We start from the raw sequence: 14241 nt of genomic DNA, 5'->3' as shown, positions 1-14241 counted from the left end.
CCCGGTTTCAGACAAGATCATGCTCGATCGAACCAGCTTAGAGCAGGCTCTAGGCGGATTTTCTGGGACCATCGAAAGGGTCTGGCTTGGACCAGCTGACAAATCGCCCGCAATCGGCGAGCACGCCATCGATAGAGGCAGCCCTCGGCCTCGACGGCAACGGCCGCGCCACGCGCCGCCGCCGTGGCTGGCTGTGGCTGCTGGTGGCGCTGGTCGCTGCGGCTTGCGCCTATGCCGGCTATTCCTGGTTCGCAACGCCTTCCCAGAAGCTTGTCTACACCACCCAGGCCGCCGAGACAGGCGACCTGACCATCGAGGTGTCGGCGACGGGCAATCTGCAGCCACTCACCCAGGTCGACATTTCGAGCGAATTGTCGGGTGTCGTCCGCTCGGTCGCGGTAGTCGAAAACCAGCAGGTCAAGAAAGGCGACGTGCTCGCCTCCCTCGACACGACGCGGCTTTCCGCCCAGATCGAGCGTGCCCAGGCGTCCGCCAAGGCTGCCGCCGCCAAGGTCGAAGACACGCGCACCACCTTGTCGCAGAATGCCCAGGCGCTCACCCGCGCGCAGGAACTGGCAAGACGCGGCATGGCCACCACCCAGGCGCTGGAAGCAGCCACCGCCGAGCGCGATCGGGCGCAGAGCGCGCTCGACATGGCCGAAGCCAACCTCGCTATCTCGGAGGCCGATCTCAAGCTGCAGCAGGCCGACCTCGCCAAGAGCACGATTTATGCCCCCATCGACGGCGTCGTGCTGACGCGCTCGGTCAATCCGGGCCAGACGGTGGCGTCCTCCATGCAGGCGCCGGTGCTGTTCGTGCTCGCCGCTGACCTGTCCCAGATGGAGCTCAAGGCGGCGGTCGACGAGGCCGACATCGGTTCGGTGGCGAAGGGTCAGAACGCCCGCTTTACCGTCGATGCCTTTCCCGACCGCAGCTTCAAGGCGACGATCCGCGACATAGCCTATGCCGCTGTTACCACAGACGGCGTGGTCACCTACAACGCCTGGCTCGAAGTCGCCAATGACGAGCTGCTGCTGCGCCCGGGCATGACGGCGACGGTGTCGATCGTCACCCGGGAGGCCAAGGATGTGCTGACAGTGCCAGCCACCGCCTTCCGTTACCGCCCGGCACCTGTTGCCCGCAGCAGCGGATTCAGCCTGCAGAACCTGTTCCTCGGCCGTTCCAATCGCGGCCCGACCGATCGCAGCCGTCCAGCCTCGACGCCTACAGATGGCCTGCGCACGCTCTATGTGCTCAAGAACGGCGCGCCGGTCGCGGTCAGGGTCAAGACCGGCTCCACCGACGGCGATCGCACCGAGATCGTCTCCGGGCTTGCGGTCGGTGATGCGGTCATCACCGCCTCGTCGTCCGCAAGGGCCAATTGAGCTGGTCGTGGAAACCCTGTGATGACCACCGCGCCGCTCATCCTCTTCGACAAGGTCTGGAAGACCTACGGCCAGGGCGAAGCCGAGGTGCGTGCCCTCGCCGGCATCGATATCGCCATCGCGCAAGGCGAGTTCGTCGCCATCATGGGCCCGTCCGGTTCCGGCAAGTCGACAGCGATGAACATTATCGGCTGCCTCGATACGCCCACCTCAGGGCGCTACGCCTTCATGGGCACAGACGCCGGCCGGCTCGACCGCAACCGCCGCGCCGTCTTGCGCAATCTCTACATCGGCTTCGTCTTCCAGGGCTACAACCTGCTGCCGCGCACCACGGCTGTGGAGAACGTCGAACTGCCGTTGATCTATCGCGGCGCAGCCGCGCATGAGCGCCGCGCGCTGGCCATGCAGGCCCTTGCCGAGGTTGGCCTCGAGGGCCGTGAGCACCACACGCCGGCCGAACTCTCCGGCGGTCAGCAGCAGCGCGTGGCGATCGCGCGCGCCATTGTCACTCGGCCCACCCTTCTTGTCGCCGACGAGCCGACGGGCAATCTCGACACTGCCCGCAGCCACGAGATCATGGAGCTGCTGACCCGCCTCAACGAGGAGGCCGGGCTCACCATCGTCATGGTCACCCACGAGGCCGATATCGCCGCCTATGCCGGACGCACCATCGCCTTCCGCGATGGCCACGTCGCCTCCGACACCAGAAAGCTGGAGGCAGCATAAGTCATGATCTGGGAGACCGTCCGCCTCGCCCTCCGCTCTGTCCGCCGCAACGCGCTGCGCTCGTTCCTGACGCTGCTTGGCATCGTCATCGGCGTCGCCGCCGTCATCGCCATGCTGACAATCGGCAGCGGCACCACCGAGAAGGTCAAGGCCGACATCTCGCAGCTCGGCAGCAACCTTCTGATCGTCCGCGCCGGCCGTCCCGCCGCCCCCGGCTCAGGCCCGCAGCAGACCATCCGCCAACTCGGCGACAAGGAGGTCGCAGCCCTCACCGCCCATCTCGAAGGCGTACGTGCCGTCTCGCCGGCGTCGCAGAAGCAGGTGCGCGTCGTCTTCGGCACCGAAAGCCTGACCTCGTCCATCACCGGCACCGACAACGCCTATCTCGACGCCCGCGACTGGAAGGTCGCTTCGGGCCGGCCATTCAGCGAGTCCGAGGTGCGCGGCGGCGTCAATGTCTGCCTGATCGGCGAAACCTTGCGCCAGCAGTTCTTTGGCGCCGGCGATCCCGACGGCGCCGCCATCCGCGTCGGCCGCGTCAGTTGCAAAGTCATCGGCCGGCTCGAGCCGAAGGGTTATTCCGGCTTCGGCCAGGACCAGGACAATGTCGTGCTGATGCCGCTTCAGGCGTTCCAACGCCGCATCGCCGGCAACCGCGACATCGACAACATCTATGTCGCCGCCGATGACGTGACACCGACCTCGGTCGTCCAGACGCGGATCGAGGACATCATGCGCGACGTCAGGCGCGTCACCGCCGACCGCGAGGACGATTTTTCCGTCCGCGACATGACCCAGATCGCCGATGCGATGGCCAGCGCCACCGCCACGATGACCGGCATGCTCGGCGCTGTCGCCGGCGTCAGCCTGCTCGTCGGCGGCATCGGCATCATGAACATCATGCTGGTGTCGGTCACCGAACGCACCCGCGAGATCGGCATACGCCTCGCCATCGGCGCGCATGAAAAGCACATCCTGATCCAGTTCCTGGTCGAGGCAACCGTGCTGTCGCTGCTCGGCGGGCTGATAGGCATCGCCATCGGCCTGACGCTGGCGGGCGTCGCCTCGCTGGCGCTATCCATCCCGTTTGCGCCGAGTCTGGCGGTCGTGCTGCTTGCCGTCGGCTTCTCGGCGTTGATCGGCATGGTGTTCGGTTTCTTCCCAGCGCTGCGCGGCGCGCGCCTCGATCCGATCGAGGCGCTCAGGCACGAATAGCCGAAGCTACTTCTTCAGCAGCGTGTTTGCCGTGCCTTCCTCGACCTGGTCGATGACAAGCAGCTTGACCGGCTCGGCACCGACATTGGCGCCCTGATGCCACGTGCCGAGCATCTCGACGATGAAGTCGCCCGTCTTGTAGCTGGTGCTCTTGCCGGTTTCGGCATTGGTCACCTGCAGTTGGCCCTCGAGCACATAGGCGTAGCGCGCCGACGGGTGCATGTGCACCGGCAGCGACGCCCCGGGCGGGATCTCGAAGGAGGAGACCAGCACCTGCACGTTCTTCTGCGGCAGCACGATCGGCTGTCCGTTCGCGGTCACCGTCGTCGACGCCAGCGGCGTCACGACAACCTTGGCAGCAGGCGTGTTGTCGAGAGCATGGGCACTGGCGCTCAGAGCCAGCGCAATGGCGCCAGCGAAAAAACTTGCACGTGCTGGAAAGCTGGCCATCGAATCCCCCCGAAATGCCGCACAAGGTCTGCGGCAACTTGTGACCCAGCGGCATGCGGCCCGCAAGGGCTTCGGCAGGTCGGCGACGGCTGGTGGCGTCAGCCGCGTGAAAAATGCCATTCCACCAGCGCGGGCATATGCGGCATCAAATTGTCGGGCAGATCGTCCATGCCGCGGATGATGACAGGCCCTTCGATCTCGGGCTCCGCATCGGCCGCCACAAAGCGCTCGATGCGCGCGGCCACCTCGTCGGCGGTCTCAGTGAGATGGTAGCAGCGCACGATCGCCGTGCCGGTGTCCCCAGACAGCGCATAACAGCGTTCTTCGCCGCGAGCCTCGCCAAGCTCGAGCCCGGTCTCCTCGCGAACCTCGCGCGCCATGTTGTAGTCGAGGTCGACGAGCCCATCACAAAAGTCTTCCGGCTCGAACGAGCCGGCGGCGAAATAGACCTTTCCCGCATTGACCGTATGCGCGCCCATGCGGATCGCCACCAGCGCATTGTCGCTTGAGATCAGCATGGCGTGCGCGAAGGAATGTTCGGCACTGGTGAGCGGTTTCAGCTTTCGCCACAGCATGAAGGTCGAGAAGCGGACGGCGTGGCAGCGTCCCACGAGCCGGTTGTCGCCATAGGCAAGCTCCGACAGGAGCACCACCGTGCCGTCGAACATCGCCGGCGTCAGTGCCTTTTCAGCCGCCCAGTTGGCCAAGATCGCCTCGGCATTGTCGCGCTCGAACGGGTGCGGCTCGGCATCGAGGCGCACGTCGACGACGTCGACCGGCAGGATCTGGTTGCGTGGAATGTCGAATGCCAAGGAAATCTCTCAGGTAATGCTCAACGTCACCGCAACCGGGCAGTGGTCGGAGGCCTTCGGCCGGTCCCAGCCGGCGCGCGGATAACGGTCCACCTCTTGCCCAGGCGGGAAGATGGTGCGCCAGGGCTGGCCGCGCCGCACGATGTCGGGCACCGCCTGCTCGTTCGTCCGTGCCAGCGACGGCGAAAGCAGGATGTAGTCGAGCTGGCACAGATGCCGTTCCAGCGGTCCACGCGTGTGATAGAGTGTCCAGCGGTCCATCTCCTGTCGCCGCGCGACAACGTTTTCGGCAAAACCATCGGCGAGGAACACGTCGAGGCAGGACGCCGTCTCCTGAACCGGCGTGAAGCCGTAGCCCTGATAGGCATCGCCCGAGATCACCAGCCGCTCGCGATAGTCGTTCATGTCGCCGCAGATCACCCAGCGCTTGTCGGCTGCATGGTCCTTGCCGAAACGGTCCTCGATGATCCGCCGGACGGCCTTAGCCTCGGCGACACGGATCGGCATCGTCGCGTCACGGCCGTTCAGCCCGTTGCGCGGCGAGCCCATCGACTTGAAGTGCACCGAATAGATGGTCAGCGGCTTGCCGCCGATCTTGACGTCGATCTCCAGGCAGTCGCGCCGGAAGATGCGCTCGAACGGCTCCTGGCCGAGACTGGCGAGTTCCGGCGTATGCAGCCCGAGCTCCTCGAAGGTGACATGGGCATGGCTGGTCATGCGCACGAACTCGATCGGTTCGCCATGCGCAGTCTCAGCCCGCATCATCACCGCAACGTCGATGCCGCGCGAATCATTCCCAGAGGTGGTGTATTTGTGCTGGTAGCCTTGCCCCACCATCTTGAACAGATAGCCGTATTCGAAGGCCTTCAGCGCTTCGATGTTGTCGACTTCCTGCAGGCAGATGATGTCGGCGCGGGTCTCGGCGATGGCCAAGGCCGTCAGCTGGCGCATGTCGTCGGCGTGCGCGATCGCTCGCGCCTGCTCAAGCAGCCGATACTCAGCCTCGCTATGGATTTCGAACAGGGCAAGTGTCCGGTCCTCGTTGAGCTGATTGCGGTAGCCGGAATAGTCGAACCTGTTCATCAGGTTCTCGACATTGAAGGTGGCAAGGCGCAGCGACATGCGCCGAGCATTGCCTTCATGTTGGCCCAAACACAAGAGCCCAGCCCACAAGCCCACGGGAACTCGGCGTTCATTTCCCGTTCAGGCTGAAAGGCGGAATATGCCTGATCTCCATCGAAATTTGGGGGCATGGAGCCTTTGGGATTCGGACTCAGGAGACGATCATGAACCTCTCATCCCTTGCACGTTCCGGGCTCGTCGCGCTCGGTCTCGTCACCGGCCTGCCGCTGGCTGCGTCGGCTTCGCCAGCCAGCCTGGGCCAGATGCCCTCAATTGTTCCGCAGGCGCCGCAGAATATCATCCTCGCCCAGAGCCATTTCTGCCCGCCCGGAAGCGGATGCTATGGCCGCCGTGATGGCCGGCGCGATGGTTGGCGTGGCGACGGTTGGCGCCACAAAAACTGGAGCGGCGACCGTTGGCGTGACGACTGGCGCTGGCGCCACCGCCCGCACCGCCGCCATTTCAGGAGCGGCATCTATCTGAACTTCGGCATCCCTGCTTACCGCTACTACGAGCCGCGCTACTACCAGCCACGCTATGTCCAGCCGCGCCGCGTCTATCGTGGCGGCGGCTCGCCGCACGTCCAGTGGTGCTACGACCGCTATCGTTCGTATCGGGCCTGGGACAACACCTTCCAGCCTTATAACGGTCCGCGCCGGCAGTGCTGGTCGCCCTATAGCTAGGCGAAGCCGAAACAACGGAGACGGCGTCGCACCTGCGGCGCCGTTTTGCTTCAAATATGACTTCAGGCTAATAAACAACAGCTACAAGCTGTTGTTTACGTATCATGTGTAGAACCAAGAATACCGGGAGGATTTCTATTCTGGGTTGAAATTACATGACGGCAGACAACGCCGAGATTGCCGAAAACGAACTGCGCCGGGAGCGACGCAACCGCGTCCTCAAGGGCGCTGCGATTCTGACCGGCATCACCAATTCGGAAACCCGCTGCACCATCCGCAACATGCATACGAACGGCGCCGAGATCAAAATCCCCGCGGAAAGCCGCGTCCCCGACCAGTTCCTGCTCTATGTCCCCGTCGACGGCATCGCTTATCGCTGCATCGTGCGCTGGCGCAAGGCCGACCGCCTCGGCGTCCAGTTCGAAGGCACCGAACCCAAGCCGCACTGGCATTACGGCTGAACCCCCGATTCCCAGTCGATAAAAAAGGCCGGCAGATTGCTCCACCAGCCTCTTTTTGATTTTCGAGCCAATCGCCCTGCCGAGCCTGGGGCCGGCAGGGTGACGCGGACTTCCTAGTTCTTGGCCTCGTCGACCAGCTTGTTCTTGGCGATCTCCGCGCGCCAGCAGGGCGTAGCCCGAGGACGCGTAACGAAGGAGACCTGGATCGTCTCAGTTCTTCGCCTTGTCGACCAGCTTGTTCTTGGCGATCTCCGCGCGCCAGCAGGGCGTAGCCCGAGGACGCGCAACGAAGGAGACCTGGATCGTCTCAGTTCTTCGCCTTGTCGACCAGCTTGTTCTTGGCGATCCACGGCATCATCGCGCGCAGCTTCGAGCCGACTTCCTCGATCTGGTGGCTGTCGTTCATGCGGCGGATGCCCTTGAAACGAGCGGCGCCCGAACGGTATTCCTGCATCCAGTCGGAGGTGAACTTGCCGGTCTGGATGTCCTTGAGGACGCGCTTCATCTCGGCCTTGGTCTCTTCGGTGATGATGCGCGGGCCGGTCACGTACTCGCCCCACTCTGCGGTGTTCGAGATCGAGTAGTTCATGTTGGCGATGCCGCCTTCATAGATCAGGTCGACGATCAGCTTCACTTCGTGCAGGCACTCGAAATAGGCCATCTCGGGAGCGTAGCCGCCCTCGACCAGCGTCTCGAAGCCGGCGCGGATCAGCTCGACAAGGCCGCCGCAGAGGACGACCTGCTCGCCGAACAGATCGGTTTCACACTCTTCCTTGAAGTTGGTCTCGATGATGCCCGACCGGCCGCCGCCGACGCCGCATGCATAGGACAGGCCGAGATCAAGCGCGTTGCCCGAAGCGTCCTGATGCACGGCAACCAGGCACGGCACGCCGCCGCCCTTCTGGTATTCGCCGCGCACGGTGTGGCCCGGGCCCTTCGGCGCGACCATAATGACGTCGACGGTCGACTTCGGCTCGATCAGGCCGAAATGCACGTTGAGGCCGTGGGCGAAGGCGATCGCTGCACCATCACGAATGTTCGGAGCGATCTCGTCGCGGTAGATGTCGGCCTGCAGTTCGTCAGGCGTCGCCATCATCATCAGGTCGGCCCACTTGGCGGCTTCAGCAACCGTCATGACCTTGAGGCCGTCGGCCTCGACCTTCTTGGCGGTCGCAGAGCCAGCCTTCAGACCAACAACCAGTTCCTTGGCACCCGAATCCTTGAGGTTCAGCGCATGCGCGCGGCCCTGGCTGCCGTAGCCGATGATGGCGACCTTCTTGCCCTTGATCAGGTTGAGATCGGCATCGCGATCGTAATAGACACGCATTGGTGGGTTCCTTCCCGGTTTTTAAGTCAGAGGGCCTTGGGCCCGGTTTTCGCTCCATGAAGAGCAAGAAACTGCTGCGTTGCGCGCACGGCGTCGCCGTCGATCCCCGCCTCAGTCAATTCCAGCCGGTCGCCGAGCAGCAGACGGATCTGCACGTCGCGGGCGACCAGCCCAAAGAATGTCCGGAATGCCGTCTCGGCATCATCGAATTCGAGCAGGCCCGCCTCGCGCCCCGCTTCCAGCACCGGCTTCAGCCTGCGCCCCAGCGCAAAGCGGCCGCGCTCCAGCACGATGGCGCCAAGGTCGCGCTTGTCCGATCCGGCATGCACAACGCCAACCCTATTGAGCGCGATCGAAGTGTCGCTCGAAATCACCCGCAGCCAGTCGGAAGCGAAACGTTCGAGGCTCGACGTCAGCGACGCCAGGTCCAGTCCCTTGCGGTCGACCGGCGGCACACGCACCTTCGAAGCCTGCCACTGCACGGTCGCGGTCAAAAGCCCGTCACGGTCGCCGAACCACTTGTACAGCGTTTCCTTGGAGCAGCTGGCGCGGCGCGCAACGGCCGTCATCGTCAACCTGTCGCCCTCCTCGACGAGCAGGCGCAGCACCGCGTCGAGCACGTCCTGCTGACGTGCCGTCGGTCCCTCGCCTTCCATCATCTCAGTTGTCGTCTGCAACATCGTTCCAAGCCTGCCACGTCACGCCGGCTCGCTTCGAACAAGCCGTACCGTACGTTACGGTTCGGTTGATAGCGCAATTGAAGGCAGCCCTGCAATCGGATTCTTCGCATCGCTTGCAATTATCTGGTGACCGCCTTGACGGAAGCCGCCCCTGCGGAAACTTGCCGTCTGGCCGCCTCAGGAACCACCGAGATCGACGGTCTCGGCCAGGAAATCGAGCAGCGCCCTCACCCGCGCCGGCACCGGGCCGCCATTGCCAAGAAACACCGCGTGCACATCCTCGAGATCGCCGGGATTGGCCTCTTCGAGAACGTTGGCCAATCTGCCTGCCGCCAGATCGTCGCGCACCTGGAACGCGGCAATGCGCGCCAGTCCGATTCCGGCCAGCGCCAGTTCGCGCAACGCCTCGCCGTCGCTGGCCTGGACGTTGCCTGTGGGCGTGACGTCCACGACAGCGCCGCCCTGCAGCACCGGCCATGCCGGCATGGTTCGGGCATAGGACGGCCCGAGCAGATTGTGCCGCTTCAGTTCGTCGGCGCTACGCGGCATGCCTCGCATTGCGAAATAGGCGGGCGCTCCGACGATCATCATCCGCGTCGCGCCAAGCTTGCGTGCGACAAGGCTCGAGCTTTTCATCGGTCCGGCTCTGATCGCCACATCGGCGCGTGCTTCCAGAAGATCGACGACAATGTCGGACAGGGCGATATCGACGGAGATCTCGGGATATCGTGCCAGGAACTGCGGCAACAGCGGCAGCAGGAAATGTTTGCCGAACGGCACGTTGGCGTTGACGCGCAGGCGCCCGCGCGGCGCCTCGCCGGCTGCCGCGCATTGTTCCGCCTCCTTGAGGTCGGCAAGGATGACGACGCTGCGCTCATAGAACGCACAGCCCTCAGGCGTCAGTTGCAGCCGCCGCGTCGAGCGGTTGACCAGCCGCGTGCCGAGCCGGTTCTCCAGCCGCGACACCAGCTTGCTCACCGCCGAAGGCGACATATCAAGCGCGCGTGCCCCAGCCGAAAAGCCACCGCTCTCCACAGCCCGGACAAACACTTCCATTTCGCCGAAGCGGTTGACGTCCACGCGCATCATTGTGAATTCACGTCACAGATCCTTCGCCAGAGCGACGTCTACTTCATCTAGTTGGCCGCGTCCATATCAAGGCTCTCACCGGAGACTTGGACGATGAAACAGAACACTGCACTGATCGTCGGCGCCCATGGCGTCATCGGCAGCAATCTCGCCAGCCACCTGGCAGCACTCGGCAACTGGGACATTGTCGGACTGTCTCGGCGCGGCGGTTCGAGCCAAGGCTCAGTCCGTCACATCGCTGTCGATCTGCTCGATATCAGGGACGCCAGGGAAACGCTCGGCGGCCTCCACGACGTCACTCACATCTTCTACGCCGCCTATCAGGATCGGCCGAGCTGGGCCGAGCTCGTCGAGCCCAACGTCGCCATGCTGCGCAATGTCGTCGACACGGTCGAACCGATCGCCAGGAACTTGCGCCACATCAGCCTGATGCAGGGTTACAAGGTCTATGGTGCGCATCTTGGGCCGTTCAAGACGCCGGCACGCGAGACCGACGCCAACCACATGCCGCCGGAGTTCAACGCTGACCAGCAGGATCTTCTCGAAGACCGGCAGATGGGCAAGAGCTGGGGCTGGTCGGCGCTGCGTCCTTCGGTGGTCATCGGCCAGGCGCTTGGCAACCCGATGAATCTCGCCATTGCCATTGCCGTCTATGCTTCGATGTCGAAGGAGCTTGGCCTGCCGCTGCGCTTTCCCGGCAAGGCAGGCGCCTATGACAAGATCATCGAGATGACCGACGCCGGCCTGCTGGCGCGGGCCACCGTCTGGGCCGCGACAGACGAACGCTGCGCCAACCAGGCGTTCAACATCACCAATGGCGACCTGTTCCGCTGGAACGAGATGTGGCCGAAGATCGCCTCGAGCTTCGGCATCGAGACAGCCCCGCCCTTGCCGATGTCGCTCGACACCATCATGGCCGACAAGCAGCCGCTGTGGGACAAGATGAAGGCCCGCCACGGCCTCGCCGACACACCCTATGCCGATGTGTCGTCATGGCGCTTCGCTGACTTCGTTTTTGGTTGGGACTACGATTTCTTCGCCGACGGCACCAAGGCGCGGCGCTTCGGCTTCCACGACTTCGTCGACACCGAGGAGATGTTCATGCGCACCTTCAGTGAGTTGCGCCAGCGCCGGATCATCCCCTGATCCGACGGGCCGCCGCCTACTGTCCGTAGGTTGCGAGATAGTGCGGAGGAATGGCTACCGGATACAAGGCGCCGGACAACGCCATGACAATCAGCGCCGCCAGCAGCGCGCCCACTCCGGCAGCACCTCCAAGCAAGGCCGTCCCCAGCGCGGGACGGCTGGCCAGGGAGCTCCAGTATGCCGCGCAACCGACATGGACGAATAGCGAGAGAACCCCGAGAAAATAGTAGGGCGCGAAGAACCAGTGCCAGGGCGGCGCAAAGAAGCCAGCGGCGGCAAAGCGAAAGTCAGTGTCGAGACCAAAGACTGTGCGTCCGGCGATGACGGCCCCGATATGGTTGACCAGGAAGAAGGCGAGATAGCCACCCGACGCCGACTGTAGCCAGGCGACGGTTCCCGTTCGCCTCGCCCAACCGCGCACCAGCATGGTGAGCCCGCTGCCGACCTGCCACAGGATGAGGCAGACCAGCGCCACCTCGACGAAGGGCTGTCGATAGAGCTGCCGTGCTTCGGCCATGAAGGCGATGTGGGTCTCCTGCCCGCTCAGGCCGGCAAGATGATTGGCCATGTGCAGCAGCACGAACAGGCCGATGAACAGCGCCGACGCGCGATGCAGGCCGCGCAGCCTCGGGCGCGCCGGTAGATCTTCCATTCATCCCCCTCAGTCGGCCGCCGCATCGTCGGCCGCAATGCTGCAGAATGCCTGATCAGTTCAGCTTGACCAGGGCCACGCGCCGGTTCTTGGCCCGGCCTTCGTCATTGTCGTTGCTGGCGACCGGCGCCATCATGCCGGCACCCGCTGCAGTCAGCCGTCCGCCGTCGATGCCGAATTGCGAGACAAGCGCTGCTTTCACCGCAGCCGCCCGGCGATTGGACAGGTCGATATTGTAGTCGAACTTGCCCTGGCTGTCGGTATGCCCGACAACGGCCACCGCCAGCGCCGGGTTGTCACCCAGAAGCTTGGCGATCTCCTTCAGCGTCGGTCCTGACTCCGGCTTGATGTCGGCCTTGTCGGTGCCGAAAAAGATGCCGTAGAGCGAGATGCCGCCGCTGGTCGACAGTGTATCAGCCATCTTGGCTGCCTCCACCACAACCATCTTCTTGTCGCGCGCCTTGGGCTCCACCACGTGCACGATGGCGATGGTGCGCGCATTCAGCGCCTTGCAGTAGAGGTCGTCGAGCAGTTGGAAGGTCTGCACCGTGACATAGGCGTCGCCGCCGTCACGCGGCACCTTGGCGCTGAGATAGCGCTGGTCGGCAACCCCAGACGAGGCCACGCAGGCGGCATTGGAGAACGCCTCGACGCCGAGGGCGCTGTCGTAGAAGAAGTTCATCATCAGGCTCATGTCGCCGCCGCCGCTCGAGGCCGAGCGCGAAGCGTCGCCACCGCATTCCTCCTTCTTGCATTCGAACACGACCTCGCCGCCGGCCGCCTGCACCACGTCCTGGTAGTTGCGCAGCACTTCGAGCGGCGAACGGCCGTCCGGCAGCACATAGAACAGCCGGGTGAGCGTGCCTTCAATCTCGTCAGCCTTCTCCGGCTTGAACACCCTGTTGTTGTTCTTGTCGCGCTTGTCCGGATCGGGATCGGCCTTAAGCGGCGAAAGCGGCACGCTGAAATCAGTGTAGTCGAGCTTCTGGTGGTAGACGATGAACGAGCCTTCGTAGCGCTTGGCAAGCGCGTTGTCGGCGGAACCTTCGATGTCGGCGGAGGGCACCGTCGCATCGGCAAGCGCTGGCATGCAGCTGACGGCGAGCAATGCCAAGCCTGCCGCTGCCTTTCGAAATCCACGCACCATAAGTCCCCGCATCGCACGCCCCCCGGTTGAATGTGACGCAAGGTAGCCACAACCGCAGCATGGCTCAAGCAAGGATGCGAACTTGCTTTTCTTCGCTGCGCTCCGTCCAGTCCGCTTCCTTGAGTCCGGCCGACGCGAACGGATCGATCAGCGTGCCGGCGACAATCGAGGCCAGCAGTTGCGGCGCCGGCGGCAGCTTGGCGACCGTCGCCACCAGCCGGTCGCGCAGAAATGGCAGCAGCACCGAGTCGGACTGGTAGAATGGCGTAAAAGCCAGCGACAGCGCCTGGAACAGCCTAAGGTGCCGGCGCCGGGTGCGAACATAGGCCGTAAGCGCTGCCTCCGTGTTGCTTGCCTGCCGCAAGGCGTGCGCAAGTGCAGCAGCGTCCAGCAAGGCCATGTTGGCACCTTGACCCAGTTGTGGGCTGGTCGAATGCGCGGCATCGCCGATGACGGCAAGGCCCCGCGCCGCCGGCGGCAGTAGCGTGTGATGGCCATAGCGGGCCAGTGTCAACTGGTCGAAATCCTCAATCTGGTCGAGATAGGACTGGCTTTCAGGCCAATGCCCTGCCACCTCGGCCTTCCAGGCGTCCAGCCCAAGGGCCTGCACGCGCTCGGCATGCGCCGGCTTCAGGCTCCAGAAGAACGCCGCCATCTTGCGCCCGCCTGGCTCGGCGCGGCCGATCGGCAGCACCCCGATCATGATGCTGGCACGGCGATAGCGCTGGGTTAGCGAGTGTTTGTCGAAGCCTTCGCCCTGCCAGTCCAACGAAGCCCAGAACGCGCCATAGGCCAGCGGTTTCGGCTCGCCCGCGAGGCCGGCGCTACGCCGGATCTTCGACCTTGCGCCGGTGGCATCGACAACGAGGTCGAACGATCCAAGCTCCCGCCCTGCGGCGTCGACAAGCCGTGTCTGCTCGCCCGGAACCACGGCCTCCAGCTCGGCAGCGGTGACGATGTCGATGCCTTCGCCCAACACTGCCCGGTACAGCACGCCGAACAACGCCGCACGGTGGACGGCCAGGCCAAACCGCCCACCCGGCCGCGCATCGTAACGCACGTCGAGCACCGTGCGCCCGCTCACGGCATCGGTGCCGTGCAACCGGTCGATCCGACTTCCAAGTTGTGAGATTTCGCCCAACAGGCCGAGATCGGCCAGCACCGAAAGTCCGGTCGGCTGCAGGATCAGCCCGGAGCCCAGCGGCTTCGGCTCGACGAAGCGATCATGGACAGTGACCCGGTGCCCGTCGCGCTTGAGATAGAGTGCCGCTGCCAGTCCAGCAGGCCCGGCTCCGGCGATTGCGATGTGAAGTTTTCGAGTGCCCATCTGCCTTCCGTCCATGACG

Annotated in this window: 15 protein-coding genes; 6 read left to right on the top strand and 9 right to left on the bottom strand. The window is 64.2% G+C overall.

What is annotated here, in order from left to right:
- Positions 1-86: 86 nt before the first annotated feature.
- The 3 genes from HNQ95_RS02330 to HNQ95_RS02320 are packed head-to-tail and all read left to right on the top strand — an operon-like array spanning position 87 to position 3326.
- Complete coding sequence (locus HNQ95_RS02330) at positions 87-1385, top strand: efflux RND transporter periplasmic adaptor subunit (protein WP_182573491.1); 1299 nt, start codon at positions 87-89, stop codon at positions 1383-1385.
- 21 nt (positions 1386-1406) lie between these two features.
- Positions 1407-2111, top strand: a complete 705-nt coding sequence (locus tag HNQ95_RS02325) for an ABC transporter ATP-binding protein (protein ID WP_067966350.1) — start codon at positions 1407-1409, stop codon at positions 2109-2111.
- 3 nt (positions 2112-2114) lie between these two features.
- Positions 2115-3326 carry an ABC transporter permease gene (locus tag HNQ95_RS02320; RefSeq protein WP_067960623.1) on the top strand — a complete coding sequence of 404 codons (1212 nt, stop codon included), beginning with the start codon at positions 2115-2117 and terminating at the stop codon, positions 3324-3326.
- A gap of 6 nt (positions 3327-3332) precedes the next feature.
- Here HNQ95_RS02320 and HNQ95_RS02315 read toward each other — a convergent pair whose 3' ends face one another.
- The 3 genes from HNQ95_RS02315 to HNQ95_RS02305 form a co-directional block, all read right to left on the bottom strand.
- Positions 3333-3776, bottom strand: coding sequence for a cupin domain-containing protein (locus HNQ95_RS02315; protein ID WP_154383865.1), 444 nt, complete (start codon positions 3774-3776; stop codon positions 3333-3335).
- Between the two features lie 98 nt (positions 3777-3874).
- Positions 3875-4588: a hypothetical protein gene (locus HNQ95_RS02310; protein WP_067960618.1), complete on the bottom strand. Its 714-nt coding sequence runs from the start codon at positions 4586-4588 to the stop codon at positions 3875-3877.
- Positions 4589-4597: 9 nt separating this feature from the next.
- Positions 4598-5710 (bottom strand): endonuclease/exonuclease/phosphatase family protein, encoded by a 1113-nt coding sequence (locus tag HNQ95_RS02305; protein ID WP_067960614.1) that lies wholly within the window; start codon positions 5708-5710, stop codon positions 4598-4600.
- Positions 5711-5874: 164 nt separating this feature from the next.
- Between HNQ95_RS02305 and HNQ95_RS02300 the strand changes: the two genes are divergently transcribed.
- Both HNQ95_RS02300 and HNQ95_RS02295 read left to right on the top strand, forming a co-directional pair.
- Positions 5875-6393, top strand: a complete 519-nt coding sequence (locus HNQ95_RS02300; protein WP_154383863.1) for a BA14K family protein — start codon at positions 5875-5877, stop codon at positions 6391-6393.
- Between the two features lie 155 nt (positions 6394-6548).
- On the top strand, positions 6549-6854 hold the full coding sequence (locus tag HNQ95_RS02295) for a PilZ domain-containing protein (protein WP_154383862.1): 306 nt from the start codon (positions 6549-6551) through the stop codon (positions 6852-6854).
- A gap of 307 nt (positions 6855-7161) precedes the next feature.
- On the opposite strand, the gene ilvC is transcribed toward HNQ95_RS02295, so the two are convergent.
- From ilvC to HNQ95_RS02280, 3 genes are all read right to left on the bottom strand, one after another.
- On the bottom strand, positions 7162-8181 hold the full coding sequence (gene ilvC / locus HNQ95_RS02290) for a ketol-acid reductoisomerase (protein WP_067960608.1): 1020 nt from the start codon (positions 8179-8181) through the stop codon (positions 7162-7164).
- 26 nt (positions 8182-8207) lie between these two features.
- Positions 8208-8861 carry a TetR/AcrR family transcriptional regulator gene (locus HNQ95_RS02285; RefSeq protein ID WP_067960605.1) on the bottom strand — a complete coding sequence of 218 codons (654 nt, stop codon included), beginning with the start codon at positions 8859-8861 and terminating at the stop codon, positions 8208-8210.
- 177 nt (positions 8862-9038) lie between these two features.
- On the bottom strand, positions 9039-9950 hold the full coding sequence (locus HNQ95_RS02280) for a LysR family transcriptional regulator (protein ID WP_067960604.1): 912 nt from the start codon (positions 9948-9950) through the stop codon (positions 9039-9041).
- Between the two features lie 93 nt (positions 9951-10043).
- On the opposite strand from HNQ95_RS02280, the gene HNQ95_RS02275 reads away from it, so the two are divergent.
- Positions 10044-11096, top strand: coding sequence for an SDR family oxidoreductase (locus HNQ95_RS02275; RefSeq protein WP_067966347.1), 1053 nt, complete (start codon positions 10044-10046; stop codon positions 11094-11096).
- Positions 11097-11112: 16 nt separating this feature from the next.
- Here the strand turns inward: HNQ95_RS02275 and HNQ95_RS02270 are convergent, their stop codons facing one another.
- The 3 genes from HNQ95_RS02270 to HNQ95_RS02260 all read right to left on the bottom strand — a co-directional run bounded on the left by HNQ95_RS02270 (position 11113) and on the right by HNQ95_RS02260 (position 14222).
- A complete protein-coding gene (locus HNQ95_RS02270; protein WP_067960600.1) occupies positions 11113-11748 on the bottom strand; it encodes a hypothetical protein in 636 nt (211 codons plus the stop codon).
- 55 nt (positions 11749-11803) lie between these two features.
- The gene (locus HNQ95_RS02265) at positions 11804-12838 is read right to left on the bottom strand and encodes an OmpA family protein (RefSeq protein ID WP_246719221.1); all 1035 of its coding nucleotides are present in this window, start codon (positions 12836-12838) and stop codon (positions 11804-11806) included.
- 121 nt (positions 12839-12959) lie between these two features.
- Complete coding sequence (locus HNQ95_RS02260) at positions 12960-14222, bottom strand: FAD-dependent oxidoreductase (protein WP_182573492.1); 1263 nt, start codon at positions 14220-14222, stop codon at positions 12960-12962.
- Positions 14223-14241 lie beyond the last annotated feature (19 nt).

The sequence above is a fragment of the Aminobacter ciceronei genome (assembly GCF_014138625.1).
Taxonomy (GTDB): domain Bacteria; phylum Pseudomonadota; class Alphaproteobacteria; order Rhizobiales; family Rhizobiaceae; genus Aminobacter; species Aminobacter ciceronei.
The sequence above is the reverse complement of the archived record's forward strand: the minus strand, read 5'-3'. Positions and strand labels throughout refer to the sequence as shown.

Bases quoted from the DNA above. Each gene is read 5' to 3' on its own strand.
- HNQ95_RS02265 (WP_246719221.1), bottom strand. From the start codon at position 12,838: ATGCCAGCGCTTGCCGATGCGACGGTGCCCTCCGCCGACATCGAAGGT.
- HNQ95_RS02260 (WP_182573492.1), bottom strand. From the start codon at position 14,222: ATGGGCACTCGAAAACTTCACATCGCAATCGCCGGAGCCGGGCCTGCT.
- HNQ95_RS02300 (WP_154383863.1), top strand. From the start codon at position 5,875: ATGAACCTCTCATCCCTTGCACGTTCCGGGCTCGTCGCGCTCGGTCTC.
- HNQ95_RS02320 (WP_067960623.1), top strand. From the start codon at position 2,115: ATGATCTGGGAGACCGTCCGCCTCGCCCTCCGCTCTGTCCGCCGCAAC.
- HNQ95_RS02295 (WP_154383862.1), top strand. From the start codon at position 6,549: ATGACGGCAGACAACGCCGAGATTGCCGAAAACGAACTGCGCCGGGAG.
- ilvC (WP_067960608.1), bottom strand. From the start codon at position 8,181: ATGCGTGTCTATTACGATCGCGATGCCGATCTCAACCTGATCAAGGGC.
- HNQ95_RS02275 (WP_067966347.1), top strand. From the start codon at position 10,044: ATGAAACAGAACACTGCACTGATCGTCGGCGCCCATGGCGTCATCGGC.
- HNQ95_RS02305 (WP_067960614.1), bottom strand. From the start codon at position 5,710: ATGTCGCTGCGCCTTGCCACCTTCAATGTCGAGAACCTGATGAACAGG.
- HNQ95_RS02315 (WP_154383865.1), bottom strand. From the start codon at position 3,776: ATGGCCAGCTTTCCAGCACGTGCAAGTTTTTTCGCTGGCGCCATTGCG.
- HNQ95_RS02280 (WP_067960604.1), bottom strand. From the start codon at position 9,950: ATGATGCGCGTGGACGTCAACCGCTTCGGCGAAATGGAAGTGTTTGTC.
- HNQ95_RS02270 (WP_067960600.1), bottom strand. From the start codon at position 11,748: ATGGAAGATCTACCGGCGCGCCCGAGGCTGCGCGGCCTGCATCGCGCG.
- HNQ95_RS02325 (WP_067966350.1), top strand. From the start codon at position 1,407: ATGACCACCGCGCCGCTCATCCTCTTCGACAAGGTCTGGAAGACCTAC.
- HNQ95_RS02285 (WP_067960605.1), bottom strand. From the start codon at position 8,861: ATGTTGCAGACGACAACTGAGATGATGGAAGGCGAGGGACCGACGGCA.